A 24,020-nucleotide genomic window follows, 5' to 3' on the forward strand; every position below is an offset into this window, starting at 1 on the left:
TCGTTCAAACATCCGGTAGCTGTTGACGCAATGACATGTCCCCAACACCAATCCGGCAGCCGTCTGACAGATCGCATTAATTTACTAATCAAATCCTCAGTCGGCAGCACTCACAACAGGTCAGGCGCGCGTCATCACGAAGCATGCGTAACCACTGCCCACGGCAGGCTCAGGCAGGCGCTCGATGTCGAACTCGTTGCCGAACAACCGCTGTTCCTCGCCCACCGCGAGACCGGGGATGCGCCCGCCACGCCGCTTCCACCACGGGATCTCGTCGAAGAAGCACCACAGCACGAACACCGAACCGGGGTGCGACAGCCGCAGCACCGTCGCCGCCATCGCGTCCAGCGCGGGCCCGCTCATGTCGTCCAGCACGCTGTAGTCGACGAGCAGGTCGAACGTCCCGGACACGCCGGGGATCGAGGTGGCGGTCAGGTCGCCGACGACCCACGAGACCGACAACGACTCGGGCGTCGCGCGCCGGGCCTTCTCGATGCCGACGGGGGAGTAGTCCACGCCCGTCACGTCGAACCCGTGCGCCGCCAGGAAGATCGAGTTCGCCCCGCTGCCGCACCCGAGGTCGATCGCACGGCCGGGCTGCACCCGCCCCGAAGTCACCAGCCTGGCCAGCTCCGCCCGCGGCCCCACCTCCCACGGCGCCCACGTCCGGTACATGAAGTCGTAGGCACGACGACCTATCGCCACGGCGGGCCTCCCAACGACAGAGGGGCTGCCGACATTACGTCAGCAGCCCCACCATCAGGAACAACAGAGTCTCAGTGCACGCCCAGCACGCCGTCGATCCGGCGCGGGATGCCCAGCGGGTTCGCGTCCTGCAGCTCCACCGGCAGCAGCGCGTCCGGCCACGACTGGTACGTCACCGGCGCGATCCACCGACGGATCGACGTGGCACCCACGGACGTGTGCAGCGCGTTCGTCGTCGACGGCCACGGGCCACCGTGGTGCTGACCCCACGCCACCGCGACACCGGTCGGCCACGCGTTGAAGATCAACCGGCCCGCGATCCTCCGCAGGATCTCCGCGATCTCACCGGCTTCCGCGTGATCGGAGTCCGCCGCCCACACCGTGCCGGTCAACGTGCCCGGCAGCTTCGCGAGCACCGAGTGCAGCTCGGCCGGCGACGAGTACGTCACGACGATCGCGGCCGGCCCGAAGTGCTCCTCGGTCAGCTTCTCGAGGTTCTCCTCGAACACCGTCACCGGCACGCTGAACAGCCGCGGCGACACCGCCCACGCCTCGTCCGGTCGCGTACCCGCCGACACCACCGACACCAGGTCCGAGGCACCCAGCGCGTCCGTCGAAGCCTTGTAGGAGTCGCACATCCGCTCGTTCAGCATCGCGCCACCGGCGGTCGCCGCGACGGCCTCACCCAGTGCGGGCACCAGCGAGGCAGGCGCGAACACGAGACCGGGGTTCGTGCAGAACTGCCCGACACCCATCGTCAGCGATCCCGCGAAACCCGCGGCGGTATCGGGATTGGCCGCGCCCGGCAGGATCACCGTGGGGTTCACACTGCCCAGCTCGCCGTAGAACGGGATCGGGTCCGGCCTGCCCTGCGCCAGGTCGAACAGCGCCCGGCCGCCACCGGTCGACCCGGTGAAGCCAACAGCCTTGACCACCGGGTGCTGCACCAGCGCGACGCCGGACTCGGTGCCGTAGACGATGCCGAACACACCCTCGGGCGCCCCGGCGTCACGAAGCGCGTCGATGACGACCCGCGCGGTCTCACGCGAAGTCGAGGGGTGCGCGGAATGTGCCTTCACGACAACGGAACAGCCGGACGCCAGCGCGGAAGCCGTGTCACCACCGGCCACCGAGAACGCGAACGGGAAGTTCGACGCGGAGAACACCGCGACCGTCCCAACAGGACGGAGAACGCGGCGCAGCACCGGCCGCGGCGGGATGATGTCCGGGTTCGCCGTGTCCAGGGTGGCCTCGACGTAGCTGCCCTCGCGCAGCACCTCGGCGAACAGCCGCAGCTGGTTCGTCGTGCGCTTGAGCTCGGTGGTCAGCCGCGGCACGCCCAGCGCCGTCTCGCCGTCCGCCGTCTCCACCAGCAACGGCGACTCGGCGTCCAGCGCGTCCGCGACCTTCTCCAGCACCACAGCGCGGTCCGCGGCCGGCACGACCGACCACGCCGAGAACGCGACGGCCGCGGCCGAGGCGATCCGGTCGACCTCGCTGTCCGGAGTCTTCGTCACCGGCTCGCCGAACGGCTCACCCGTGCGCGGGTTGTATCCCTGGACGACGCTGCTCAACGCCCTGCCTCCTTGACTGCCGTGTCGAAATCGGGACCGCACCAGGCCCCGCCCACGTACTTCGCCGCGTACGACGAGGGATCGAGCTCACCACCGTGCTGCTCCAGCACCTCGGCGGCGTACGCCTCGGAGTCGTCCTGGGGCTCGTACCCCAGCGCGCGGGCCTCGTCCAAGGAGAACCAGCCGCGCTTGTTGTCCGAGACGCCCCACACGATCCGGAACCCCGGTGACGCAACGGAAAGGCACGCCTCGAACAGGCGCGCGCCGTCGTCCGGCGACATCCACGTCGACAGCATCCGCACGTCGCGCGGCTTCTCGAAGCACGACCCGATGCGGATCGTGATCACGTCGAGGCCGTACCGATCGGCGTACAGCGACCCCAGCGCCTCCAGCGCCACCTTCGAAACACCGTAGTAGGTGTCCGGGCGCGGGAAGACGTAGTCGCCCGCGTCGCCATCGGCGCGCTCCACGTAGCCGACGGCGTGGTTCGAGCTCGCGAGGATGACGCGCCGGACGCCCTGGCGCCGCGCGGCTTCGAGCACGGTGTGCGTGCCGTCGATGTTGACGCTGAGGATCTTGTCCCACGTCTCCTCGAGGCTGTGGCCGCCGAGGTGGATCACCGCGTCGACCTCCTTCATCGCGGCTTCCATCGCGGCCATGTCGGTCACCGACGCCTGGACGAGTTCGACGTTCTCGCCCTCAGCGGCCGCGGGTAGTTCCGCGATGTCCAGCAGCCGCAGGACGCGGCCCTCCGCCGCGAGGCGGGTACGCATGAGCGTGCCCACCCCGCCACCGGCGCCGGTGATCAGGATGCGTGCGGTCACGGGTTGGACCCCTCCGTCTTGTGCAGGTACTCGGCAAACTCAATCATCGACCGAACTGGCGGAGAAGCTCGGTGATCGTCCGTGCAGCGTCCAGCAGAGCGGCGATGACCTGTCGCTCGTGCTCGGGGTCCAGTCTGCCCAGTGGTACCGAACAACTCATAGCGTCCAGAACGGGATTTCGATAGGGCAGCGCCACCGCGAAGCAGCCCAGCCCGGGCGTGTTCTCCTCACGTTCGTGGGCATAACCGACATTCCGGAACCCGGCGAGCTGCTCGTGCAGCGCCGCCCGATCGATCACGGTGTTCGGCGTGAGCGGAGCCAGCTCGGCGGGGAGGATCTGGTCGACCTCCTCCGGCGTGCGCGTCGACAGCACGGCTTTGCCGAGTGACGTCGAGTGCGCCGGCAGCCGGCGGCCGACGCGCGACACCACGCGCAGGTGGTGCTCGGACTCGCGGCTCGCCAGGTAGACGACGTCCGCGCCGTCCAGCCGGGCGAGGTGCACGGTCTCGTTGATGTCCTGCCGCACCTGCTCCATCACGCGGATGGCCGCACGCACCACCGGGTCGTGGTCCAAATAGGACGTACCGACAAGCAGCGCGCGAACGCCGATGCCGTACGTGCCCCTGTCGGGGTCGACCTCCACCCAGCCGCGCGCAACGAGCGTCTGCAGCAGCATGTACAGGCTCGACTTGGGGTAGCTCAGCTCACGGTGCAGCTCGGTGAGCGTCAGCCTGCGGTCCGACGCGGAGAGCACTTCAAGCAGCTCCACCGTTCGGTCAGCGGACTTTACTGCGCCCGGACGAGCTGTGCCCCTGTCGATCGGCGACGCCACCTGGCCTCCTCGAAACCTCTGCGCAACATGCCCTTGACACGTTGCTGTGCTGATTCTTACAGTCCTGCAGCAGGTTCACAAGTACGACCCCGGTTCACATACGTGAAAACGAAGGGCTCCGACGATGCGCCGCAGAACTGCCACGACCATCGCCACACTCAGCGTGGTGGCGCTGCTTGCAGGCTGTGGAAGTTCGAACACGCCGTCGTCGACGAAGGACCCGAACAAGCCTCTCGAGGTGTGGACCCGCTCGACCGAGGCGACCGCGAAGGTCTACGAGAAGATCTTCAAGTCCTTCACCGAGAAGACCGGTGTGCAGGTCGACTACAAGCCGATCTTCAACGACTTCGACAAGCAGGTGCAGCAGCGCGCCGCGTCGAAGGACCTCCCCGACGTCGTCATCAACGACACCGGCTCACTCGGCAACTTCGTCAAGCAGGGCTGGGTCACCGAGATCAAGCGCGAGGACCTGGCGGGCAACGGCGACATCGTCGACCGCGCCTGGAACAACGCGAAGGGCGCGGACGGCAAGTACTACGCCGTTCCCTACTCCACTCAGGCGATGGTCACGCTGATCCGCAAGGACTGGCGCGAGAAGCTCGGCAAGCCGATCCCGACGACGTGGGACGAACTCGACGACCTCGCGAAGGCCTTCACCCGCAACGACCCCGACGGCAACGGGCAGAACGACACCTACGGCATGCTCGTGCCGGGCACGACCGACCGCGGCTACCTCGGCTGGTGGGCGGCCAGCTACATCTGGCAGGGCGGCGGCGACATCCTCGACGAGGAGGGCGACGGCAAGTTCTCCGTCGGCATCGACTCGCCGGAGTCGACCAAGGCGGTCGAGCGGCTGCGCAAGCTCTTCTGTGAAGACAAGGTCATGCAGCCCGGTTCGCTGACGCTGAGCACGAACGACGCGCACCCGCTGTTCGAGTCCGGCAAGAGCGGCATCTACCTCACCGGCCCGTACATGATCGGCCGCTTCGACAAGTCGGTCGGCAAGGACAAGTACGAGGTCATCGCGTCCCCGCGCGGCCCGGCCGGCGCCACGGTGCTCGGCGAGGGCGAGGACATCTACCTGATGGCCGGGTCGGCGAAGACCGCGGACCAGAAGAAGCTCGCCGAGTACCTGATCACGCCCGAGGCGCAGCAGGCCGGCATGAAGGGCGACCCGCAGCCGGTGGTCCGGCTGCCCGTCAACAAGAACGTCGACGTGAACGCGACGTACAACGACCCGCGCTGGGCGACCGTGGCGGGCGTGTACAAGAGCGAAGCGCGTCCGTTCCCGAGCGTTCCGAACTTCACGCCCTTCCGGCAGAAGACCTCGGAGACCCTGAACTCCATCTTCGCGAAGTGCCCCGCGGACTCCTCGGCCGAGCTGAAGACCCTCGCGGAAGCGTTGAAGAAGGAGCTTGAGAACCAGAAGGCGTCGCAGTGACGGCAGTTCAGCCGATCAGCGACACCCGAGACGTGGGCTCGACGGCTAGTGGCGGCGGTGCCGTCGAAACCCACCCCGTGAGGCGGCGCCGCCGGCGCCGCCTCACGGGAGCCACCTTCATCCCGTGGTTGTTCCTGCTCCCCGCCGCGCTGATCTTCCTGGTCTTCAAGTTCATCCCGATGGCCGAGGGCATCCGGCTCTCGTTGTTCGAGGTCCGGCCGTTTCTCGGCGACATCTTCGTCGGCTTCAAGAACTACGCCACGATCCTTCAGGACGAGAAGTTCCTGACCGCGAGCTGGCACACCCTGGTACTGGCCGGTGGGCAGACGCTCGGCGCGATGCTCATCGGCTTCTTCCTGGCGCTGCTGCTGGAAGGCCACGCCAAGTCGCTGTGGTTCGTGCGATCCGCGGTGTTCCTGCCCGTGGTCGCCGCGACCGCGGTCATCGGTGAGATCTGGCGCCTGTTCTTCTACCCGGCGCCGGAAGGCTTCCTCAACACCGTCATCTCCTACTTAGGCCTCGGGCCGTGGGAGTACATCCACGACACCGACACCTCGCTGGTGTCGGTGATGTTCGTCGGAATCTGGAAGCACGCGCCGTACGACATGGTGCTGATCCTCGCCGGGCTCGCCGGCATCGACCGCCAGCAGTACGAGGCGGCGGCCATTGACGGAGCTTCGACGCTGCAACGCATCCGCAGCGTGACGCTGCCCGCGCTGCGCCCTGTCATCACGATCCTCCTGACGCTGGCGGCGATTCGCGGCCTGCGTGTCTTCACCGAGGTGTACGTGCTCACCGGTGGTGGCCCCGCGGGGTCGACCGACGTCTGGATGACGCGCGTCTACACAACGGCGTTCGAACAGTCCGAAGCCGGTCTCGCTTCGGCGGGCTCGGTGCTGTTGTTCCTCGTTACTCTCGTGCTCACGGTCAGCGTGCAGGTGTACCGCCGGAGGAAGGAGGCGCGATGAGCGTCAACTCAAGCCGCTTCGACAGCGCCATCGGCTGGTCCACCCGTCCGGACGCGTGGGTCAGCAAGGGCATCCGCGTCGTTCTGAGTGCGGTGGCTGTAATCCTTTTCTGCGGCCCGCTGCTGGTCATCTTCTCCGGTGCGTTCGACCACAACCCGGACCCGACCCAGCTGTCGGTGATCCCGGACAACCCGTCGCTGATCAACTTCCAGGTGGCGGCGGAGAACCAGATCTGGCACTACCTGTGGAACTCGCTGATCATCGCGGGTGGTGCGTTGTTGTTGCAGCTGGCGGTGAGCGTGTTCGCCGCCTACGCGCTGGCGCGCAAGAAGTTCCGCGGTCAGGCCATCGCGTTGTTGGTCATCCTTGCCACGATGATGTTGCCGGAGGAGGTCATCGCGATCCCGCTGTCGCTGGTGATCGGAGACCTACCGCTGGTGCACGTGAGTCTCAAGGGCACCCTGCTCGGCGTCATCCTCCCGTTGGGGGCGTGGGGTTTCTCCATCTTCGTCATGACGGAGTTCACGAAGGAGATCCCCGCCGAACTGGAGGAAGCGGCCAAAGTGGACGGTGCCGGGGAGCTGCGTCTCTTCGCGCAGATCATTCTCCCCCTGTGCAAGCCCGCGCTCGGCGTCATCGCCGTGTTCGGCTTCAACATGATTTGGGAGCAGTACCTGCTCCCCCTGATCGTCGCCGCTGACCCCTCCGATTACACGCTCACGGTCGCACTTCTCGCGCTCAGATCCGACGACATGGTCGGAACGGGCATCGTGCTGGCCGGGGCGTTGCTGGCGCTGGTACCGAGCCTCATCGTGTACCTGTCGCTGCAGAAGTCCTTCCTGCGTGGGATCACCACCGGAGCGATCAAGGGATGAGTGTCTGGTATGCAACTCGATGGTGTGCTGTTCTTTCCGGTGACCCCGTTCGACACCGAGGGGAACATCGCGTTCGACGTGCTGGCTGAGCACGTCAAGCACGGTGTCTCCGCCGGGCCAGGCGCGGTGTTCGTCGCCTGCGGCACCGGCGAGTTCCACGCGTTGGAGCTGGGCGAGTTCGAGCGTGCGGTGTCGGTCGCGGTCGAGGCGACCGCGGGCAAGGTGCCGGTGTTCGCGGGCGCGGGCGGTTCGGTCGCGTCCGCCAAGCAGTTCGTGCAGGCCGCGGAGCGCGCGGGTGCCAACGGCATCCTGCTGCTGCCTCCGTACCTGGTGACGAACCCGGCGGCCGGCCTCGTGCGGTTCGTGGCGGAGGTCGCGGGCGCCACCGAGCTGCCGGTGATCGTGTACCAGCGCAACAACGCGCGGTTCACGCCGGAGACCGCCGTCGAGGTCGCGCTGATCCCGAACGTCGTGGGCTTCAAGGACGGCATCGGTGACCTCGACCTGATGCAACGGATCGTGCTGTCGGTTCGTGCCAACGTTGACAAGCCGTTCCAGTTCTTCAACGGCCTGCCCACCGCGGAGATGACGCAGCTCGCGTACCGGGCCATCGGCGTCGACCTGTACTCGTCGGCGGTGTTCTGCTTCGCGCCGGACATCTCGATCGGTTTCTACAACGCCGTGCAGTCAGGCGACACCGAGCTGGTGAACCGATTTCTTTTCGAGTTCTACAAGCCACTGGTCGAGCTGCGGGACAAAGTTCCCGGCTACGCGGTTGCCCTGGTGAAGGCGGCGGTGCGGGCGAACGGGCTCGACGTCGGTGGCGTGCGGCCGCCGCTGCTCGACCCGAGCGACGAGCACGTCGCCGAGTTGGACAAGATCATCGCCGCCGGCAAGGCGCTGCTGGCATGAAGATCACCGAGATCGTCCTGACGCCGATCGCGTTCCGGGACCCGCCGCTGCTGAACTCGGCCGGCGTGCACGAGCCGTGGGCGTTGCGCACGATCGTCGAGGTGCACACCGACGAAGGCATCTCCGGGCTGGGCGAGACCTATGGCGACCTCGGGCACCTGGAGCGCTCGCGGTCCGTGGTGGCCTCCCTGATCGGGCTCGACGTCTTCGCGTTGAACGAGATGCACGCGCGCGTGGCCGCTGTCCTGGGCGGCAAGGCGGGGCCGGACAAGCACGGGCTGACTGGCAAGATCACGGCGGAGAGCACCGTCGACCGCGTGTACTCGCCGTTCGAGGTCGCGTGCCTGGACATCCAGGGCAAGGCGCTGGGACGTCCCGTGCACGACCTGCTGGGCGGTGCGGTCCGGGACTCGGTGCCGTACTCCGCGTACCTGTTCTACAAGTGGGACGGGCATCCCGGCGCGGACGCGGACGAGTGGGGCGAGGCGATCGACCCCGCCGGCATCGTGGCGCAGGCGCAAAAGATGATCTCCGAGTACGGCTTCGGGTCGATCAAGCTCAAGGGCGGCGTGTTCCCGCCGGAGCAGGAGATCGAGGCGATCCGGGCGCTGCGCGAGGCGTTCCCGGAGCACCCGTTGCGGCTGGACCCGAACGCGGCCTGGTCGCCCGCCACGTCGCTGAAGGTCGCGGCGGAGCTGGACGGCGTGCTGGAGTACCTGGAGGACCCGACGGCGGAGATCTCCGGGATGGCCGAGGTCGCCGCGAAGGCGCCGATGCCGTTGGCCACCAACATGTGCGTGGTCGCCTTTGAGCATTTGCGGCCGTCTGTGGAGCAGGATGCCGTGCAAGTTCTGCTGTCCGACCACCACTACTGGGGCGGTCTGCAGCGCTCGCGTCAGCTGGGCATGATCTGCCAGACGTTCGGCATCGGCCTGTCGATGCACTCGAACTCGCACCTGGGTATTTCCCTGGCCGCGATGACGCACCTGGCCGCGGCCACGCCGAACCTGAACTACGCGTGCGACACGCACTACCCGTGGAACGCCGCGGACGAGGTCGTGGAGCCGGGGGTGCTGTCCTTTGTGGATGGTGCGGTGCCGGTGCCCACGACGCCCGGTCTCGGTGTGTCGCTGGACCGTGACGCGATGGCGCGCATGGCGGAGAACTACGTGCGTTGCGGCATCACTTCGCGCGACGACACCGGTTACATGCAGAAGTTCGACCCGAGCTACGAGAGGATGCGTCCCCGGTGGTGAAGTCGGTTGTCCACGCCTATCCGTGGGACCTGATCGGTGATCCGGACGCCGTTGCGCGGTACCAGGCGCTCGGGGTCGACGCGATCGCCCTTGCCGCGTCGTACCACACAGTGCGGGCCGCGACGCCGTTGCACCTGCAGCATCGTCTCGTCGACGCACGGCACGCGGCTCTCTATCTTCCGGTGCGGGAATCGAACTTCGGCCGGCTGGTGCCCGCCGAACCGTCCTGGGTGGACGGTTCTGATTCCTTTGGCACGGCGGCGGCTTTGGTTCGTGCCGCTGGTTTGCCGGTCTACGCGTGGACTGTGCTGACGCACAACTCGCGCCTTGGTGACCTGCACCCGGACGTGACCGTGGTGAACGCGTTCGGGGATCGGTACCCGTACGCGTTGTGCACCGCGCAGCCGGACGTTGTCGAGTACACGTCGGTGCTGGTGTCCGAGGTGCTGGAACTCGGTGCGCCGGACGGGATCATCCTGGAGGCCTGCGGCCCGCTGGGGTTCTCCCACGGCGGCCACCACGAGAAGACCGATGGCACGGACTGGAACGCGGTGCAGCAGAAGCTGTTGTCGCTGTGCTTCTGCTCGGCCTGCATCGCCCTGTACGCCGACCCGGATGCCCTGCGTGAAGCGGTCCGGGCCGGGGTGGACCGCGGTGCACCCAGCGTCGAGGAAGCGCTGGGTGCGCTGGCGGAGGACGTTCAGGCCGTGCGCACCGGCGTGGTGCGGTCGTTGCGGCAGAAGCTGGTCGGCGAGATTCGTGCTGCCGCGCCTTCTGTTCGGGTCGGAATGCACGTGACGGCGGACCCCTGGGGTACCGGGCCGTTCGCCACCGTCGCCGGTGGTCTGGACGCGGACGTCGACGTGCTGACGACGATGTGCTGGCCTGGCCCGGAGGTCGCCGTGCCGGGGATCGAGGCGCTGCGCGCGGCCGCGCCGGACACGCGGATCGCCGCGTACGTGCTGGGCCTGCCGCCGAAGCCCGCGGACGGGGCGGCGTTGACCAAGGAGTGGCTGGCCTACCTGGATGCCGGGGTGGAGGAGTTCCACCTCTACCACGGCGGACTGGCGTCGGCCGCCCGTCTGGAAGCACTGCGCGAGGCCGTGGCCGCCGTTTCCCGGTAACTGTGAAGGGAAGTCACTGCAACCCGTTGTGAGCGCGGTTCCGTCCTTGGTGCATGAGGCACATTGGAACCGTAGTTAGCACTGGCGTTCTGCTGCTGGTGGTTTCCGCTTGTGGCAGTGCGCAGAACGCAGGCACCGGGGCTGGTGGCGGTCCGACGTTGCCGACCGCCACCTCGCCCTCCGAGCTGCCGCCGGGTATCGCACCCGGTGAAGTTCCGCCGGACGGCAAACCGGTGACAAAACTGGACACAAATGCCTTGTCATCGGACCATCCGCGCACCGCGTGGACACAGGGAGACGGGAAGACCGTCGGTGTCATCGCCCAGGAGGGCGGGTGCGGGAAGGCCAGCGCGTCCGTGCTGGAGCAGTCGGCTTCCGTCGTGAAGATCGAGCTCCTCGAGACACTGCCGCTGGACAAGCAGATGTGCACCATGGACATCCGCTTCCCGGCGTTGACGGTGCAGCTGAACGAGCCCTTGGGTGAGCGGACGGTCGCATTGACGTCGCGCCAGGAACAGAAGTAGACCTTCCCCCCCACGGTGCCCGGTCGGCATCTGCCCCGCCGGCCGGGCATCTCTACTTCACCGGGACCTCTTGGCCCGGTTTGCAAGGATGGTGCGCATGAGACACGCCGTCGCTGCCGTTGCTCTTGCCGTCGTGCTCGCCGGCTGCTCGTCCGGCACGCAGACCGGCGCGCCCGGATCCGGCTCGTCCAGTGGTTCGCCCACGTCGGGCACGGCCACCGCGCCGTCGGTGCCGGGCTCCGGCACGAACCCCACGGCCCCGGCGCAGCCTCCGGTCTCGATCTCGGAGGAGAAGCCGGTCGTCCCGCCCAACGTCACGCCGGTGCCCAAGGAAAAGGTTGACGCGACATCGTTGTCAGACACCTTCCGCACCGAGGCCTACGTCTTCGGCGACGGCCGTGACGTCGAGGTGTTCGGCGTCGGCGGGGGCTGCAAGGAGGCCCGCGCCGAGGTGACCGCCCAGTCCGCGGAGGTCGTCCAGATCACCCTGGTCACCATCACGAAGCAGCCCACGGGCGTGGCGTGCACCCAGGAGATCCGCCAGGTGCCGCTGACCGTCCGGCTGGCCGCGCCGTTGGGCGACCGCCGCCTGACCTTGGAGTCCCGCGAGGAGACCGGCTGATATATGGATCTTCAGCTGGGGGACCGGGTTCTGCACGTCTACGACGTCGGCTCGGGAGTGCCGGTGTTCTGGCACCACGGCACGCCGAACCTCGGCCTGCCGCCGGAGCCGCTGTTCCGTCCGGGCGTCCGCTGGGTGTCCTACGACCGCCCCGGCTATGGGTCGTCGACGGCGGTACCAGGCAGAACGGTGGCTTCGGCCGCCGCTGATATATCGCATATCGCCGATGCTCTGGGGATCGCCCGGTTCGCGGTCTTCGGCCACTCCGGCGGCGCACCACACGCCCTCGCGTGCGCCGCCCTGTTGCCGGACCGCGTGACCGCGGTGGTCGCCGGTGCTTCGCTGGCCCCGTTCGACGCCGCGGGCCTCTCCTGGTTCTCCGGCATGATCGCCTCGGGGGAGGCCTCGCTGCGGGCGGCGGCGGCCGGCCGCTCGGAGAAGGTGCGGCACGAGGCATCGGGCGCCGACTACGACCCGGAGTTCACCGAAGCCGACCTCGCCTCGCTGCGGGGGCCGTGGTCGTGGTTCGGCAAGGTCGTCGAACCGGCGTTGGCCAACGGTCCGGGTCCGCTGATCGACGACGACCTCGCCTACGTCACCCCGTGGGGCTTCGACCCTGCTGCGATCCGGGTACCGACCCTCCTGCTGCACGGCGAGCGCGACGGCGTCGTTCCCGCTTCGCACAGCCGGTGGCTGGCCTCCCGGATTCCCGGCGCCGAGCTCCGCGTGACCCCCGGCGACGGCCATATATCAGTGCTCGACCACGCGCCTGCCGCCCTCGACTGGCTCCTGGCCCGCTGACCGTTCACGCCCAACTCGATCTTCCCGCACCCCCGCTGACCAGCCCCTTAGCAATGACTCTTTGGACTTCGTCGTCAAAAGACCTGTTGCAAAGGTCATCGAACACGTGAGCCGGGCCAACCGATATATCGGTTGGCCCGGCTCACGCGGGCTGGCGGGCTACCGCCCGAAGATCAACGCCGGAAGCTGATCTGGAGGGTCGGGGCGGACGTCTCGGCGAAGAAGTCGTTGCCCTTGTCGTCAACGACGACGAAGGCGGGGAAGTCCTCGACCTCGATCTTCCAGACGGCCTCCATGCCGAGTTCCGGGTATTCGAGGACCTCGACCTTGCGGATGCAGTCCTGGGCGAGGCGGGCCGCCGGACCGCCGATGGAACCCAGGTAGAAGCCACCGTGCGTGTTGCACGCCGAGGTGACCTGCTTGGAGCGGTTGCCCTTGGCGAGCATCACCAGCGAGCCGCCGGCGGCCTGGAACTGTTCGACGTAGGAGTCCATGCGGCCGGCCGTGGTCGGGCCGAACGAACCGGAGGCGTAGCCCTCGGGGGTCTTGGCCGGGCCGGCGTAGTAGACCGGGTGGTCCTTGAGGTACTGCGGCATCTCCTCGCCGGCGTCGAGCCGTTCCTTGATCTTGGCGTGCGCGATGTCGCGCGCCACGACCAGCGGGCCGGTCAGCGAGACGCGGGTCTTCACCGGGAGCTTGGTGAGGATCTCGCGGATCTCCGACATCGGGCGGGTGAGGTCGATGTGGACGACCTCGTCGGACAGGTCCTCGCCCTCCACCTCGGGCAGGAACTGCGCCGGGTCACGCTCCATCTGCTCGAGGAACACGCCCTCGGCCGTGATGCGGGCCTTGGCCTGACGGTCCGCCGAACACGACACCGCGACGCCGACCGGCAAGGACGCGCCGTGCCGGGGGAGACGGATGACGCGCACGTCGTGGCAGAAGTACTTGCCGCCGAACTGGGCGCCGATGCCGAAGTTGCGGGTCAGTTCGAGGACCTGCTGCTCGAGGTCGACGTCGCGGAACGCGTGGCCCAGCGGCGAGCCCTCGGTGGGCAGGTTGTCGAGGTAGCGAGCGGAGGCGAGCTTGGCGACCTTGAGGTTCTGCTCGGCGGAGAGACCGCCCACCACCACTGCCAGGTGGTACGGCGGGCACGCGGCGGTGCCGAGCGAGCGGAGCTTCTCGTCCAGGAACGAGGCGAGCCGCTTCGGGTTCAGCACCGCCTTCGTCTCCTGGTAGAGGAACGTCTTGTTCGCGCTACCGCCACCCTTGGCCATGAAGAGGAACTCGTACACGGGTTCCTGGCCGGGCTTGTGGAACACCTCGATCTGCGCGGGCAGGTTCGTGCCGGTGTTCTTCTCGTCCCAGAACGTCACCGGGGCCATCTGCGAGTAACGCAGGTTGAGCTCCTGGTAGGCCTCGAAGACGCCGCGGGCGAGGGCCTGCTCGTCGCCGCCGCCGGTCAGGACGGTCTCCGAGCGCTTGCCCATGATGATCGCGGTGCCGGTGTCCTGGCACATCGGCAGCACGCCGCCGGAGGAGATGGCCGCGTTGCGCAGCAGGTCCATGGCGACGAACCGGTCGTTGCCCGAGGCCTCCGGGTCGTCGATGATCTTGCGCAGCTGGGCGAGGTGCGACGGGCGCAGCAGGTGCTGGATGTCCCGGATCGCTTCCTTCGCGAGCAGCGTCAGCGTCTCGGGGGCGATCTCCAGGAACTTGCGGTCACCGGCCTCGATCAGCTTCACCCCGTCTGAGGTGACGAGGCGGTACTCGGTCTCGGTGTCCTTCGCGAGAGGCAGGACGTCCGTGTACTCGAAAGTGGTGGGCACGATGTACACAACTCCAACGGTGTGCAGTTCGGATCAGAAAACCGTACCGCCACCAAAGGGCCACTTTGATGTGATCCCCGCCCGCCGCGCTGTTCCGTGCCCCACAAATACGGAAGGCCGGGGCGGCCCCCGGCCGTCCCGACCTTCCTTCGATGGCGACGTCCAGTCACGACATGAGGTGAGAGGCGTCGCGAAGCTTGGTAACGCCCGACCGTGCCGTGAGTTGAGTCACAAGTCAATACTGCCGGACGGGTGACTTACGAGGCGTACGCCCGCAACTTCGCCGCCCGCTCACCCTGGCGGAGCTTCGACATGACCTCGCGCTCGATCTGACGCACCCGCTCGCGCGACAGCCCGAAGCGCTTGCCGATCTGGTCCAGCGTGCGCGGCTGGCCGTCCTCGAGGCCGTAGCGCAGCCGGATCACGGCCTGCTCCCGCGGCTCCAGCGTCGCGAGCACGCGGCGCAGGTCGTCCTGCAGCAGCCCGGAGATGACGGCGCTCTCGGCGTCGGTCGCGTCCGAGTCCTCGATGAAGTCACCGAGGGGAGCGTCCTCCTCCGTGCCGACCGGCATGTCCAGCGATACCGGGTCACGCGCGTGGTCGAGCAGGTCGGCGATCTTGTCGACCTTGAGACCGGACTCCCTCGCGAGCTCCTCGTGCGTGGCCTCGCGGCCGAGCGTCTGGTGCAGGTCGCGCTTGATCCGCGCGAGCTTGTTCACCTGCTCGACGAGGTGGACGGGGAGGCGGATGGTGCGGCCCTGATCGGCCATGCCGCGGGTGATGGCCTGGCGGATCCACCACGTCGCGTAGGTCGAGAACTTGAAGCCCTTGGTGTAGTCGAACTTCTCGACCGCGCGGATCAGGCCCAGGTTGCCTTCCTGGATCAGGTCCAGCAGCGGCATGCCGCGGCCCGTGTAGCGCTTGGCGAGCGACACGACGAGGCGCAGGTTCGCCTTGAGCAGGTGATCCTTGGCGCGGCGGCCGTCGCGGACGAGTGCCCCCATCTCGTCGCGGCGGGTGGGCGTGAGGCGCTTGGCCGTCTCCATGACGTGCTGCGCGAACACACCGGCCTCGATGCGCTTGGCGAGCTCAACCTCCTCTTCGGCGGTGAGCAGCGCAGTCTTGCCGATTCCGTTCAGGTAGACTCGAACCAGATCGGCCGCAGGCCCCTGAGCGTCGAGGTCGTGTTCGACAACGGGAACGGTGCTTTCTCCGACTTCACGGTCGGAGATCCTCGTGACAGTCATGGATCTCCCTCCCCCTGTTGCGGGCGTGGCGGTCAAGGCGGCGGCGCGGCGTTGCGCCCTAACTGCCGGTTGCGGCGGGCCCGCTCGGGATCCCATCGCTAGCTGGCTGATACCTGGGTAACGAAGGCGATTCCGAATTCGTTCCCGACTTCCTGACCTGAAGACGTCACCACTGTCACAGCGGTTGCGCGAGTAATCTGAGGATTGGCTGAGAAGCCTTTAGTCAGACCTCCACGAGCACCGTGAACGGGCCGTCGTTCACGCTCCGCACAGACATCATCGCTCTGAATCGTCCTGTTTCGACGCGCGCGCCCTTTTGGCGTAGTTCCTGTACGACGGCGTTCACCAACGGTTCCGCGTGCTCGGGCCGCGCGGCCGCCGTCCAGGACGGCCGGCGGCCCTTGCGCGTGTCTCCGTAGAGCGTGAACTGGCTGACGACCAGCAGCGGAGCGCCGGTCGACTCGCATGACTGCTCGTCGTTGAGGATGCGCAGGCCGTGCAGCTTCTGCGCCATTTTGCGAGCGTGCTCGGCCGTGTCGTCGTGGTGGACGCCGAGCAGCACCAGCAATCCGGGCTCGTCGATCGCGCCGACGATCGCCCCTTCGACTTCGACGCTCGCCTCTGTGACGCGCGCCACAACTGCTTTCACGCGGGAATCAACATTCCGTGCCGGATGAGATCACGAACGATCGGCAAGGCGGCTTCTGCATCGATTTCTCCGTAAGCGAACTCGAGCAGTGAGAGCAGGTCCTCCAAGGGCAGCGCACCGTTGCAACCGGCGACAAGCTTCGCGGTCGCCTCGTCGACCTCGTGCTGCCAACCCGGCCCGTCGGTGCGGTGCAGACGGGCGACGACCTTGCGCCATCCCTCGTCGCTCGGTTCGGACACCTCTTCGAGCAGCACGGTGTCGGCGACCCGGAACCGCCGGCCCAGCAGATCGGGGTTCGCGCGCAACCACGCGACGTTGTCGAGCCACCGCGCCGCCTCAGGACCCAGCGGGTCGTCGAACGCGTGGCGCAGGTCCTCGCACACGACCTGGGAGTGCATCTCGTCGGAGCGCCGCAGCGTCACGTAGCCGAAGCCGACGCCCTGAACCTGGTTCTCCTCGAACCAGTCGAGCCATGCGCTCGCCTTGGCCCTGCCCTCGGGGCTGCGCGGGTCGACGCCCGCGTCCTTGAGCCACGTGCCGACGTACAGGGCGGGCTCGGCGATGTCGCGCTGCACGAACCACGCGTCCACACCGCCGCGAGGCAGCCAGCTGGAGACCCGCTCCTCCCAGTCCTCGCCCTTGCGGTGCAGCCACGACGCGAGCAGCTGGCCGACGCCGCCCTCGTTGAGGAACGCGGGCAGTTGCCGGATGACGAGCGCCGACGCGTCGTCGCCGCCGAGTCCGGAGTCGCGGTAGACGTAGTCGACGCGGGGCGGGCCGACGACGAACGGCGGGTTGCACACGACCTGGTCGAAGCGCCGGTTGCGCACCGGCCCGAACCACTCGCCCTGCAGCGTCTCGACGTCCAGCCCGTTGATCCGGAACGTGCCCTGTGCGAGCCGGAGCGCGCGCTCGGACAAGTCAGTCGCCGTGATGCGCTCGGCATGCTTGCTGGCGTGCAGCGCTTGGACGCCACATCCCGTGCCGAGGTCGAGCAGGGTCCCGACGGGCGTCCGCTTGGTGGCGCGGGCGAGGCTGATGGAGGCGTGACCGACGCCGAGCACGTGGTCCTCGGGAACCGCTCCGCCCCGCACGTCGGAGTCGAGGTCCGCGATGACCCACCAGTTGTCCTCGTACGGCCGGACGTCGAGGCCGGCCGTCAGGTTGCTGGTCAGCACCTCGTTGTTGACGAGGTCGTCGATGTCGACCCCGTCGAGTGCCTTGCGGACGTCCTGCTCCGGCTCTTGATCGCCCAGCAGGAAGAGGCGGATCAACGTGCCGAGCGTCCCGGCGTCTTTGGAGGCGCGGCGGGCGGGTTCGGGTTCGCCGCGGCCGAGCGCGGAGTGGGCCTGGGGGCCGAGTGCGTCGACGACGCCGTCCGCGGTGTAGCCGGCGTTCTCGAAGGCCTCGCGCAGGCGGGCGCACAGGTCAACGGAAAGATCAGGGTGCACGGGTGCACATGCTTTCACGGGACAGTTGTCACCGCGTGATCGAGAGGGCGATCGCCATGGCGAGGCGCTGGTCCGGATCGTCGAGCGGAAGCGGCGTCACCTCGGCCATCTTCTGCATGCGGTACCTCAGCGTGTTCGGGTGCACGTTGAGTTCGCGCGCCGCGGCCCGCACGTCCCCTTGTGCCGCGAGCCACGCCTTCAACGTCGTCGCATATTGCGTGCCGTACTCCGCGTCGTAGCGCAATATATTGGATATCGGTCCGCGGGTGGGCACTCGTCCGGCCTCGGCGACGGCGGCGAGTCGCTGCAGCAGGACCTTGGCCCACGCGTCGTCGTACACAACGGGTGCACCGGTGGAGAGCGCGAGGCACTCGTCGGCTTCCTGACGGGACGTCGGCAGCTGCGTCGCCTCGGCCGGCCCGCCGATGCCGGCCAGCACGGTGGCCTCCGCCGGCAGTTCGCGGACCAGGGAGCGCACCCAGCCGACGGCGTCGTCGGCGGCCGGGATCACGGTGTAGAGGACGTTGCCGAACAGTGCGCTGCGGCCAGGCCGTGACCAGCCGAAGCCAGCGGTCGCCCGCTGGAACGCGAGTACCGCCGCGCCGTGCTCACCCTCGCCCGCGTGAGCCTGGACGGCGATCACCCGCAGATCGGCCGACGGCAGGCCGAGGCGGGCGACGTCGGCGGACTCCGGGTGTTCCAGCAGCCTGATCACCAGGTCGGCTTCGGCCTGGCGTTCCAGGTCCGTCGACGCACGCGAGCGCAGCAGGTGCAACGCCGCCGTGCGGGCGCCGTCGACCAACGCCGCTGACCGTGCCGCGTCGACAGGCCCGGTCACCTCGACCCAGACGGAACCGAGGAGTTCGCGCCCCGCACGCACGGCGGCGACCAGGCGGTTGCCCAGCTGCGGGGTCAGCTTGGGAACGAAGATCGGTTCGTCGGACGAGGCGAGATGGGTGAACACACCGAACTCGTCGAGCGCGCGACGGGCCTCCTCCGGGACGCGGCGGCCGAGGATCGTCTGGACGCGCACCGGGTCGACGTCCTCCTGGCGGTAGGAGTACGCGAGCACGCGGGACTGCTGGTCCTCGATCGTCACCGGCCCGCCGACCACGCCCGCGATCACGTCGGCCAGGCCGAAGAGGTCACCTGTGCGGGTGCCGCCGTTGACGAGCGTCTGCGTGACGTTCGCGAGTTGGCCCCACGGCACGGACGGATCGACGAGCAGCACGGCGGCACCGGACTTGCGGGCGGCGGCGACCACGCGTTCGTCCAACGGGGGTCTGCCGTGCAGGACGACCGCCGAGGCGACCGTCGACGACACCAACCTGGCCGCGGCGGCCACCGACGGGGTGCCCAGACCGAGGAGCACGTCACCCGCGGTGGCCGGTGTGTTCTCCGCCGGATCGTGCAGGGCGACTCCGCGCAGTTCGACGTCTCGGCCCCTCGGCGCGCACGCCAGATGCGTGCCCAGACTGCCGAGCACGTCCACGAGGCGATCAAGGGCGACCACGGGCGGATGTTAACCGCCGACCGGGTGTCCCGAGGGTCACTCGGACGTGGGACCATATGACTCGGAGGTGGTGTCGTGAGCAGTCCCGACCGGAACGACACCCCGGTGTTGATCACCGAGGCGGCCCCGTCCTACGAGGAACAGCACGCCGCCCGGCGCCGCAAGTACGCGATCATGATGAGCCTGCGCTTCCCGTGCCTCATCCTCGCGGCGTTGTTCGCACAGACCTGGTGGCTCGCCCTGTTCTTCATCGTGCTGTCGGTGCCGCTGCCGTGGATGGCGGTGCTGATCGCGAACGACCGGCCGCCGCGCAAGGTCGAGAAGGCGAACCGCTACCAGGTCGAGCGCCGCGCCATCGAACGCAAGAGCACCACCGTCATCGACGGCTGAGCCCGCCGATACCCAAACCACCAAAGCAGCGACGGCCGGAATCCGGCCGTCGCTGCTTTGTGCCCACCCCTTAGCAATGAGTCTTTGGACTTCGCCGGCAAAAGACTCATTGCTAAGGGCCAGGTCAGCGCGACTGATATATCGGTGGAGCGGCGAGAGCCTCGGTGATGTCGATATAGATGCGGCAGGTTCGACGTCGGGGCATGACCGAGACACCACGGAGGACGCCATGACGACAACGCCCAGCGATCCGACCACCGCCCTGCCCGGCAGTCCGCCCGTCGTCGACCTCGCCACGTGGGAGGCCGCCCGTGCCGAGCTCCTGGTCCGGGAGAAGGCCCACACCCGCGAGGGCGACGCCATCGCCGCGGCCCGCCGCCGGTTGCCGATGGTGGAGTTCGACGGGACGGTCGAGGTCGTCGGGCCCGACGGTCCGGTGCCGTTCCTCGAGCTGTTCCAGGGGCGCGACGAGCTCGTCGTCTACAAGCACATGTGGTACGACGGCGCGCCGCACCAGGGGCAGTGCGAAGGCTGCACCACGACCGCCTGGCACGTGAAGGACGCTGTCTACCTCAACGCCCGCGGCGTCTCGTACGCCGTGCTGACCACGGGTCGCTGGGATGAGGTAGCTGCCTACGTCGAGTTCATGGGCTACACCGAGCCCTGGTACTCGGTGCGCGGCGTGGACGGGCCTGCCGGTGGGCACATGGGCTTCCTCACCAGCTACCTGCGCGACGGTGACCGCGTGTTCCTCACCTACTCCACGACCGGTCGTGGAAACGAACGGGTCAACGCCTCCCTCGGCCTGCTCGACATGACGTCGCGCGGCCGCGGTGAGGAGTGGGAGGACAACCCGGAAGGCTGGCCCGAGGGACGTCACGCGTGCTGGTCGTGGCGGTCGGACGCGGACGGGAACTTCACCTGGGGACCGACCAGCCGGCCCGTGCCGCAGTGGAGCCGTCCCGGCGTGACGCCCGTGGAGACTCTCGGCCGGCAGGGCGACTGCCACTGATCCACGGTCCTTGGCAATGAGTCTTTTGCCGACGAAGTCAAAAGACTCATTGCTAAGAGGCAGGTCAGCGGGACTGATATATCAGTGGGGGCGGGGGAGGAGGGCTCTAGCGGGGCGGTTGGGCGCCTACGACGCTGACGGCGCGGGAGCCCGCGCGGACGCCGCCGAGCAGGGCGTGGCGCTTGGACGCGCCGCCGAGCCAGGCCGCCAGGAAGCCCGCGTCGAAGGCGTCGCCGGCGCCGGTCGAGTCCACGCACTCGGCGGGTTCGGCGGGCACCGAGACGATCTCGTCGGCGTCGACCCACGACGCCCCGTCCGCGCCGGACGTCACCACGACCGTGCCGACGTGGGAGAGCAGGTCCTTCGCCGCGGCCGGGTCGGCGGAGCCGGTCAGGGCGAGGAGCTCGTCGGCGTTGGGGAGCAGGAAGTCGACGCCGCGCACGTCGTCGAGGAACGCGGCGGCCGAGTGGATCAGAACGGCCGCCTGCGGGTCGACCGACGTCGTCCAGCCCGCGGTGCGCGCAGCCTCCAGCACGGCGAGACCGGCGGGGCGGGAGGTGGCGTCGAGCAGCACGTAGCCCGAGAGGTGCAGGTGGCCGTCGGTGCCCGCGAGCAGGCCGGGGTCGAGGTCGGCGGGGGAGAAGCGAGCGTTCGCACCGCGGTCGGGCAGCATCGAGCGCTGGCCGTTCTCGTCGACCAGCACGACCACGCAGCACGTCGCGAGGTCCGGGTCGACGGCGAACGCGCACTGCACGCCCGCGGAGGTCAGTTCGGCGTGCACCTGGCGGCCGGCCGAGTCCGCGCCGACGCGCGCGACGAGCATCGGGGACGCACCACACGCGGCGAGCCACACGGCCGTGTTCGCGCCTGCGCCGCCGGGTTCGATGGTCACTTTTGCGCGCACGTCACCGCCGTGTGCGATGGGGCCGCTGTGCCGGGCGACCACGTCGAGGCCGGCATCGCCAACGACAACCACTGGCCTCATCGGAACAGCTCGACTGCGACCTGGGCCGCGACAGCCGCGTTGCTCACGACGAGTTCCTCGTTGGCGTCGAGGCTCACGCCCGCGCTCGCGGTGTGGAAGTGCTCGAGCAGCACCGGCGTGACGTCCTTGCCGCGCACGTCCTGGTCGGCGAGCTTCTGCAGACCCTCGGCCAGCAGCCGGTCGTGCAGGGCGGAGTCCATCTCGAACGCGGCGGGGATGGGGTTCGCCAGCAGCATGCCGCGCTCTCCCGCCGCGAACACCGCGGCCGCCTCCCGCGCGTCCTCGACGCGCCAGGACAGCTCGAACTCGGACTCGCGCCGGTAGAAGGCGGGGAAGAGCGAGGTGCGGTAGCCGACGACCGGCACCGAGCGGGTCTCCAGCACCTCCAGCGTCGCGCCCATGTCCAGGATCGACTTCACGCCCGAGCAGACGATCAGCACCGGCGTCGTCGCCACCACGTCGAGGTCGGCCGACACGTCCCACGTCTCGCGCGCGCCGCGGTGCACCCCACCGAGCCCACCGGTCGCGAAGACCCGGATACCGGCCTGAGCAGCGAGCGCCGCCGTCGACGCCACCGTCGTCGCACCGCTGCGGCCCAGCGCGTACGCGGCACCGAGGTCGCGCAACGACAGCTTGATCAGGTCGCCCGCGTTGCACACGCGGTCCAGCTCGGCGGAGGTCAGACCGACGTGCGGCACGCCGTCGAGCACGGCGATCGTGGCGGGCACGGCGCCGGCCTCCCGCACGACCTTCTCCAGGCGCGCGGCGACCGCCAGGTTGCGCGGCGCGGGCAGCCCGTGGGACAGGATCGTGCTCTCAAGGGCGACGACCGGCCGGTTCTCGGCCAGTGCGGCGGCAACTTCCTCAGCGATGTGCAGCGTGGTCACGAGTGGACATCATCCCAGGTACCCTGGGCGCGTGAGCACCCAGACTCTCCCCGAGGTCGACGTACGGCCGGAAGGCACCGACCAGACCGGGGACGACACCCCGAAGATGTTCCACTACGTGCGCAAGGCGAAGATCGCCGAGAGCGCCGTGATGGGAACGCACGTGGTCGCGTTGTGCGGCGAGGTCTTCCCGGTGACACGGTCACCGAAGCCCGGTTCGCCCGTGTGCCCGGACTGCAAGAAGATCTACGAAGGCCTGCCTCCCGGCGGCGACGAGTAAGTCGCGCCTCACCGAACTTCACACGGCCGCGCCCGGTGCCTCGACTCTGACTCGAGGCACCGGGCGCGGCTGTTCGCGTTTCGGCGGCTATCCCCGCTGTTTTTCTTCCTCGGCGTGAGCTCGCTGCTCCTGAATCTGGAGCGGTGCCGTCAGCTGCGTGTCGGCGGGTGAAGGCGCCGAGTAGGTGGCGTTGTTGGCCTCCTGCTTGGGCTGCGCGTTCTCCTCGCGGATGCGGGAGGCGGCGCGCTCCATCTCCAGCCGGCGCCACCGGCGGCGCTGACGGCGGGTCATGCGCGCGGGCCACATGTCCTGGATCGCGCTGTTGAAGTACGCGCCGATCGTGATCGCGAGGCCGATGAAGAACACGAACAGCAGGAACGCGATCGGCGTCGCGAGGGCGCCGTAGGTGTAGCCGGTGGTGGTGATCCACTGGATGTACAGGCGCAGGCCGATGGACGACAGGATGAACACGGCCATCGCGAGGATCGCGCCCGGCAGCACGCGGTGCCACGGGAGTTTCCGCGGCAGGGCGAGCTTGTAGAGCATCGACAGCGACAGCACGAGCAGCAGTGCGACGCCGGGGTAGTAGAAGCGGCCGACCCACGTCTCGATGTAGGGCTGCCACGACGTCGGGAAGAACTGCGGCAGGATGTCCGGGCCCAGCGCCAGGACCGGCAGGCCGATCACGAGCGCCACCAGGGAAACCAGGTAGAGCAGCAGCGAGAAGATGCGCTGCCACAGCTCGTTCCGCACGCCGTATTGGCCGTGCGCGACCGTGATCGCGTCGACGAACGACGACATCGCGGACGAGCCGGCCCACAACGAGATCAGGAAGCCGACGGAGACGATCTCGCCCTTGCCGGTGGTGAGGATCTCCGCGACCGTCGGTTCGATCACACCGTTGACCACGTCGGCGCTGAAGATCGTGCGGGTGAACCCGATGATCTTCTCCTGGACGGCCTGGACGACCACGGGGTCGAACCAGTCGCCGAGATAACCCATGGCGCCCAGCACACCGAGCAGCAGTGGCGGGAAAGACAGCGTCTGCCAGAACGCGGCCTCGGCGGCTTCTGAGAAGATGTTGCCCTGCCACGCCTTCGACAGCGTGCGCGCGAGTAGACGCAGCGGCCCCTTGCGGCCGGACCTGCGTGCGTCGTTGTCGGTAGGCGAACCCATCGCAGTGACAAGCATGGTGCATACCGCCACGTTTCGCGGCATCGGTGCCAGGAACAGGTAGAGTCGCAGTGCCCTCGGCACCGGCCTGCCTGAGGGCACTGCCATGTCTGACCTGCAAAAACGAGGAGAAACACGTCTGTGAC

The 24,020-nt window shown here is 68.4% G+C and carries 24 protein-coding genes; 12 read left to right on the forward strand and 12 right to left on the reverse strand.

The window, feature by feature from the left end:
• Positions 1–120 precede the first annotated feature (120 nt).
• The 4 genes from ACIA8G_RS33830 to ACIA8G_RS33845 form a co-directional block, all read right to left on the reverse strand.
• Positions 121–705 carry a class I SAM-dependent methyltransferase gene (locus tag ACIA8G_RS33830; RefSeq protein ID WP_396422778.1) on the reverse strand — a complete coding sequence of 195 codons (585 nt, stop codon included), beginning with the start codon at positions 703–705 and terminating at the stop codon, positions 121–123.
• A 71-nt stretch (positions 706–776) separates the two neighbouring features.
• A complete protein-coding gene (locus tag ACIA8G_RS33835) occupies positions 777–2,279 on the reverse strand; it encodes an aldehyde dehydrogenase (NADP(+)) (protein WP_396422779.1) in 1,503 nt (500 codons plus the stop codon).
• On the reverse strand, positions 2,276–3,103 hold the full coding sequence (locus tag ACIA8G_RS33840; RefSeq protein WP_396422780.1) for an NAD-dependent epimerase/dehydratase family protein: 828 nt from the start codon (positions 3,101–3,103) through the stop codon (positions 2,276–2,278). The genes ACIA8G_RS33835 and ACIA8G_RS33840 overlap by 4 nt, the downstream gene beginning before the upstream one ends.
• Before the next feature lie 43 nt (positions 3,104–3,146).
• Positions 3,147–3,935 (reverse strand): IclR family transcriptional regulator, encoded by a 789-nt coding sequence (locus ACIA8G_RS33845; protein ID WP_396422782.1) that lies wholly within the window; start codon positions 3,933–3,935, stop codon positions 3,147–3,149.
• A 124-nt stretch (positions 3,936–4,059) separates the two neighbouring features.
• Here ACIA8G_RS33845 and ACIA8G_RS33850 point away from each other — a divergent pair, with 124 nt between their 5' ends.
• From ACIA8G_RS33850 to ACIA8G_RS33890, 9 genes are all read left to right on the forward strand, one after another.
• Positions 4,060–5,376, forward strand: a complete 1,317-nt coding sequence (locus tag ACIA8G_RS33850) for an extracellular solute-binding protein (protein ID WP_396422783.1) — start codon at positions 4,060–4,062, stop codon at positions 5,374–5,376.
• Positions 5,373–6,344, forward strand: a complete 972-nt coding sequence (locus ACIA8G_RS33855; protein WP_396422784.1) for a carbohydrate ABC transporter permease — start codon at positions 5,373–5,375, stop codon at positions 6,342–6,344. Before ACIA8G_RS33850 ends, ACIA8G_RS33855 begins: the two co-directional genes overlap by 4 nt.
• Positions 6,341–7,219: a carbohydrate ABC transporter permease gene (locus tag ACIA8G_RS33860; protein ID WP_396422785.1), complete on the forward strand. Its 879-nt coding sequence runs from the start codon at positions 6,341–6,343 to the stop codon at positions 7,217–7,219. The genes ACIA8G_RS33855 and ACIA8G_RS33860 overlap by 4 nt, the downstream gene beginning before the upstream one ends.
• 9 nt (positions 7,220–7,228) lie before the next feature.
• Positions 7,229–8,131, forward strand: coding sequence for a 5-dehydro-4-deoxyglucarate dehydratase (locus ACIA8G_RS33865; protein ID WP_396422786.1), 903 nt, complete (start codon positions 7,229–7,231; stop codon positions 8,129–8,131).
• Positions 8,128–9,387, forward strand: a complete 1,260-nt coding sequence (locus tag ACIA8G_RS33870; RefSeq protein ID WP_396422787.1) for a glucarate dehydratase family protein — start codon at positions 8,128–8,130, stop codon at positions 9,385–9,387. The genes ACIA8G_RS33865 and ACIA8G_RS33870 overlap by 4 nt, the downstream gene beginning before the upstream one ends.
• A complete protein-coding gene (locus ACIA8G_RS33875) occupies positions 9,384–10,511 on the forward strand; it encodes a hypothetical protein (protein ID WP_396422788.1) in 1,128 nt (375 codons plus the stop codon). The genes ACIA8G_RS33870 and ACIA8G_RS33875 overlap by 4 nt, the downstream gene beginning before the upstream one ends.
• A 257-nt stretch (positions 10,512–10,768) precedes the next feature.
• Entirely contained in the window at positions 10,769–11,035 is a 267-nt protein-coding gene (locus tag ACIA8G_RS33880) for a hypothetical protein (protein WP_396422789.1), read from the forward strand.
• Positions 11,036–11,132: 97 nt separating this feature from the next.
• Positions 11,133–11,657: a hypothetical protein gene (locus ACIA8G_RS33885; protein ID WP_396422790.1), complete on the forward strand. Its 525-nt coding sequence runs from the start codon at positions 11,133–11,135 to the stop codon at positions 11,655–11,657.
• A 3-nt stretch (positions 11,658–11,660) separates the two neighbouring features.
• On the forward strand, positions 11,661–12,458 hold the full coding sequence (locus ACIA8G_RS33890; protein WP_396422791.1) for an alpha/beta fold hydrolase: 798 nt from the start codon (positions 11,661–11,663) through the stop codon (positions 12,456–12,458).
• Positions 12,459–12,631: 173 nt separating this feature from the next.
• Here ACIA8G_RS33890 and ACIA8G_RS33895 read toward each other — a convergent pair whose 3' ends face one another.
• The 5 genes from ACIA8G_RS33895 to ACIA8G_RS33915 all read right to left on the reverse strand — a co-directional run bounded on the left by ACIA8G_RS33895 (position 12,632) and on the right by ACIA8G_RS33915 (position 19,147).
• Positions 12,632–14,290 carry a fumarate hydratase gene (locus ACIA8G_RS33895; protein WP_396422850.1) on the reverse strand — a complete coding sequence of 553 codons (1,659 nt, stop codon included), beginning with the start codon at positions 14,288–14,290 and terminating at the stop codon, positions 12,632–12,634.
• A gap of 254 nt (positions 14,291–14,544) precedes the next feature.
• Positions 14,545–15,534 carry a sigma-70 family RNA polymerase sigma factor gene (locus ACIA8G_RS33900; RefSeq protein ID WP_396422792.1) on the reverse strand — a complete coding sequence of 330 codons (990 nt, stop codon included), beginning with the start codon at positions 15,532–15,534 and terminating at the stop codon, positions 14,545–14,547.
• A 223-nt stretch (positions 15,535–15,757) separates the two neighbouring features.
• Positions 15,758–16,183 carry a D-aminoacyl-tRNA deacylase gene (dtd, locus tag ACIA8G_RS33905; protein WP_396422793.1) on the reverse strand — a complete coding sequence of 142 codons (426 nt, stop codon included), beginning with the start codon at positions 16,181–16,183 and terminating at the stop codon, positions 15,758–15,760.
• Positions 16,180–17,634, reverse strand: coding sequence for a methyltransferase (locus tag ACIA8G_RS33910; protein ID WP_396422794.1), 1,455 nt, complete (start codon positions 17,632–17,634; stop codon positions 16,180–16,182). The genes dtd and ACIA8G_RS33910 overlap by 4 nt, the downstream gene beginning before the upstream one ends.
• Before the next feature lie 28 nt (positions 17,635–17,662).
• A complete protein-coding gene (locus ACIA8G_RS33915) occupies positions 17,663–19,147 on the reverse strand; it encodes a PucR family transcriptional regulator (RefSeq protein WP_396422795.1) in 1,485 nt (494 codons plus the stop codon).
• Positions 19,148–19,222: 75 nt separating this feature from the next.
• Between ACIA8G_RS33915 and ACIA8G_RS33920 the strand changes: the two genes are divergently transcribed.
• Together ACIA8G_RS33920 and ACIA8G_RS33925 are read left to right on the forward strand one after the other, a co-directional pair.
• On the forward strand, positions 19,223–19,537 hold the full coding sequence (locus ACIA8G_RS33920) for a DUF3099 domain-containing protein (protein WP_396422796.1): 315 nt from the start codon (positions 19,223–19,225) through the stop codon (positions 19,535–19,537).
• A gap of 229 nt (positions 19,538–19,766) precedes the next feature.
• Positions 19,767–20,549, forward strand: a complete 783-nt coding sequence (locus ACIA8G_RS33925) for a DUF899 family protein (RefSeq protein ID WP_396422797.1) — start codon at positions 19,767–19,769, stop codon at positions 20,547–20,549.
• Between the two features lie 106 nt (positions 20,550–20,655).
• Here the strand turns inward: ACIA8G_RS33925 and ACIA8G_RS33930 are convergent, their stop codons facing one another.
• Together ACIA8G_RS33930 and ACIA8G_RS33935 are read right to left on the reverse strand one after the other, a co-directional pair.
• Positions 20,656–21,534 carry a carbohydrate kinase family protein gene (locus tag ACIA8G_RS33930; RefSeq protein WP_396422798.1) on the reverse strand — a complete coding sequence of 293 codons (879 nt, stop codon included), beginning with the start codon at positions 21,532–21,534 and terminating at the stop codon, positions 20,656–20,658.
• Positions 21,531–22,421 carry a pseudouridine-5'-phosphate glycosidase gene (locus ACIA8G_RS33935; protein WP_396422799.1) on the reverse strand — a complete coding sequence of 297 codons (891 nt, stop codon included), beginning with the start codon at positions 22,419–22,421 and terminating at the stop codon, positions 21,531–21,533. The genes ACIA8G_RS33930 and ACIA8G_RS33935 overlap by 4 nt, the downstream gene beginning before the upstream one ends.
• 31 nt (positions 22,422–22,452) lie before the next feature.
• Between ACIA8G_RS33935 and ACIA8G_RS33940 the strand changes: the two genes are divergently transcribed.
• Positions 22,453–22,701, forward strand: coding sequence for a DUF3039 domain-containing protein (locus ACIA8G_RS33940; RefSeq protein ID WP_396422800.1), 249 nt, complete (start codon positions 22,453–22,455; stop codon positions 22,699–22,701).
• An 87-nt stretch (positions 22,702–22,788) separates the two neighbouring features.
• Here ACIA8G_RS33940 and ACIA8G_RS33945 read toward each other — a convergent pair whose 3' ends face one another.
• The gene (locus tag ACIA8G_RS33945; RefSeq protein ID WP_396422801.1) at positions 22,789–23,892 is read right to left on the reverse strand and encodes a YihY/virulence factor BrkB family protein; all 1,104 of its coding nucleotides are present in this window, start codon (positions 23,890–23,892) and stop codon (positions 22,789–22,791) included.
• Between the last annotated feature and the right edge of the window lie 128 nt (positions 23,893–24,020).

The organism is Lentzea sp. NPDC051213 (assembly GCF_044455585.1).
Taxonomy (GTDB): Bacteria; Actinomycetota; Actinomycetes; order Mycobacteriales; family Pseudonocardiaceae; genus Lentzea.

Excerpts from the sequence above, each read along its gene's own strand:
- ACIA8G_RS33850 (WP_396422783.1), top strand. The coding sequence starts at position 4,060 with ATGCGCCGCAGAACTGCCACGACCATCGCCACACTCAGCGTGGTGGCG.
- ACIA8G_RS33860 (WP_396422785.1), top strand. The coding sequence starts at position 6,341 with ATGAGCGTCAACTCAAGCCGCTTCGACAGCGCCATCGGCTGGTCCACC.
- ACIA8G_RS33865 (WP_396422786.1), top strand. The coding sequence starts at position 7,229 with ATGCAACTCGATGGTGTGCTGTTCTTTCCGGTGACCCCGTTCGACACC.
- ACIA8G_RS33870 (WP_396422787.1), top strand. The coding sequence starts at position 8,128 with ATGAAGATCACCGAGATCGTCCTGACGCCGATCGCGTTCCGGGACCCG.
- ACIA8G_RS33885 (WP_396422790.1), top strand. The coding sequence starts at position 11,133 with ATGAGACACGCCGTCGCTGCCGTTGCTCTTGCCGTCGTGCTCGCCGGC.
- ACIA8G_RS33890 (WP_396422791.1), top strand. The coding sequence starts at position 11,661 with ATGGATCTTCAGCTGGGGGACCGGGTTCTGCACGTCTACGACGTCGGC.
- ACIA8G_RS33900 (WP_396422792.1), bottom strand. The coding sequence starts at position 15,534 with ATGACTGTCACGAGGATCTCCGACCGTGAAGTCGGAGAAAGCACCGTT.
- ACIA8G_RS33925 (WP_396422797.1), top strand. The coding sequence starts at position 19,767 with ATGACGACAACGCCCAGCGATCCGACCACCGCCCTGCCCGGCAGTCCG.
- ACIA8G_RS33930 (WP_396422798.1), bottom strand. The coding sequence starts at position 21,534 with ATGAGGCCAGTGGTTGTCGTTGGCGATGCCGGCCTCGACGTGGTCGCC.
- ACIA8G_RS33945 (WP_396422801.1), bottom strand. The coding sequence starts at position 23,892 with ATGCTTGTCACTGCGATGGGTTCGCCTACCGACAACGACGCACGCAGG.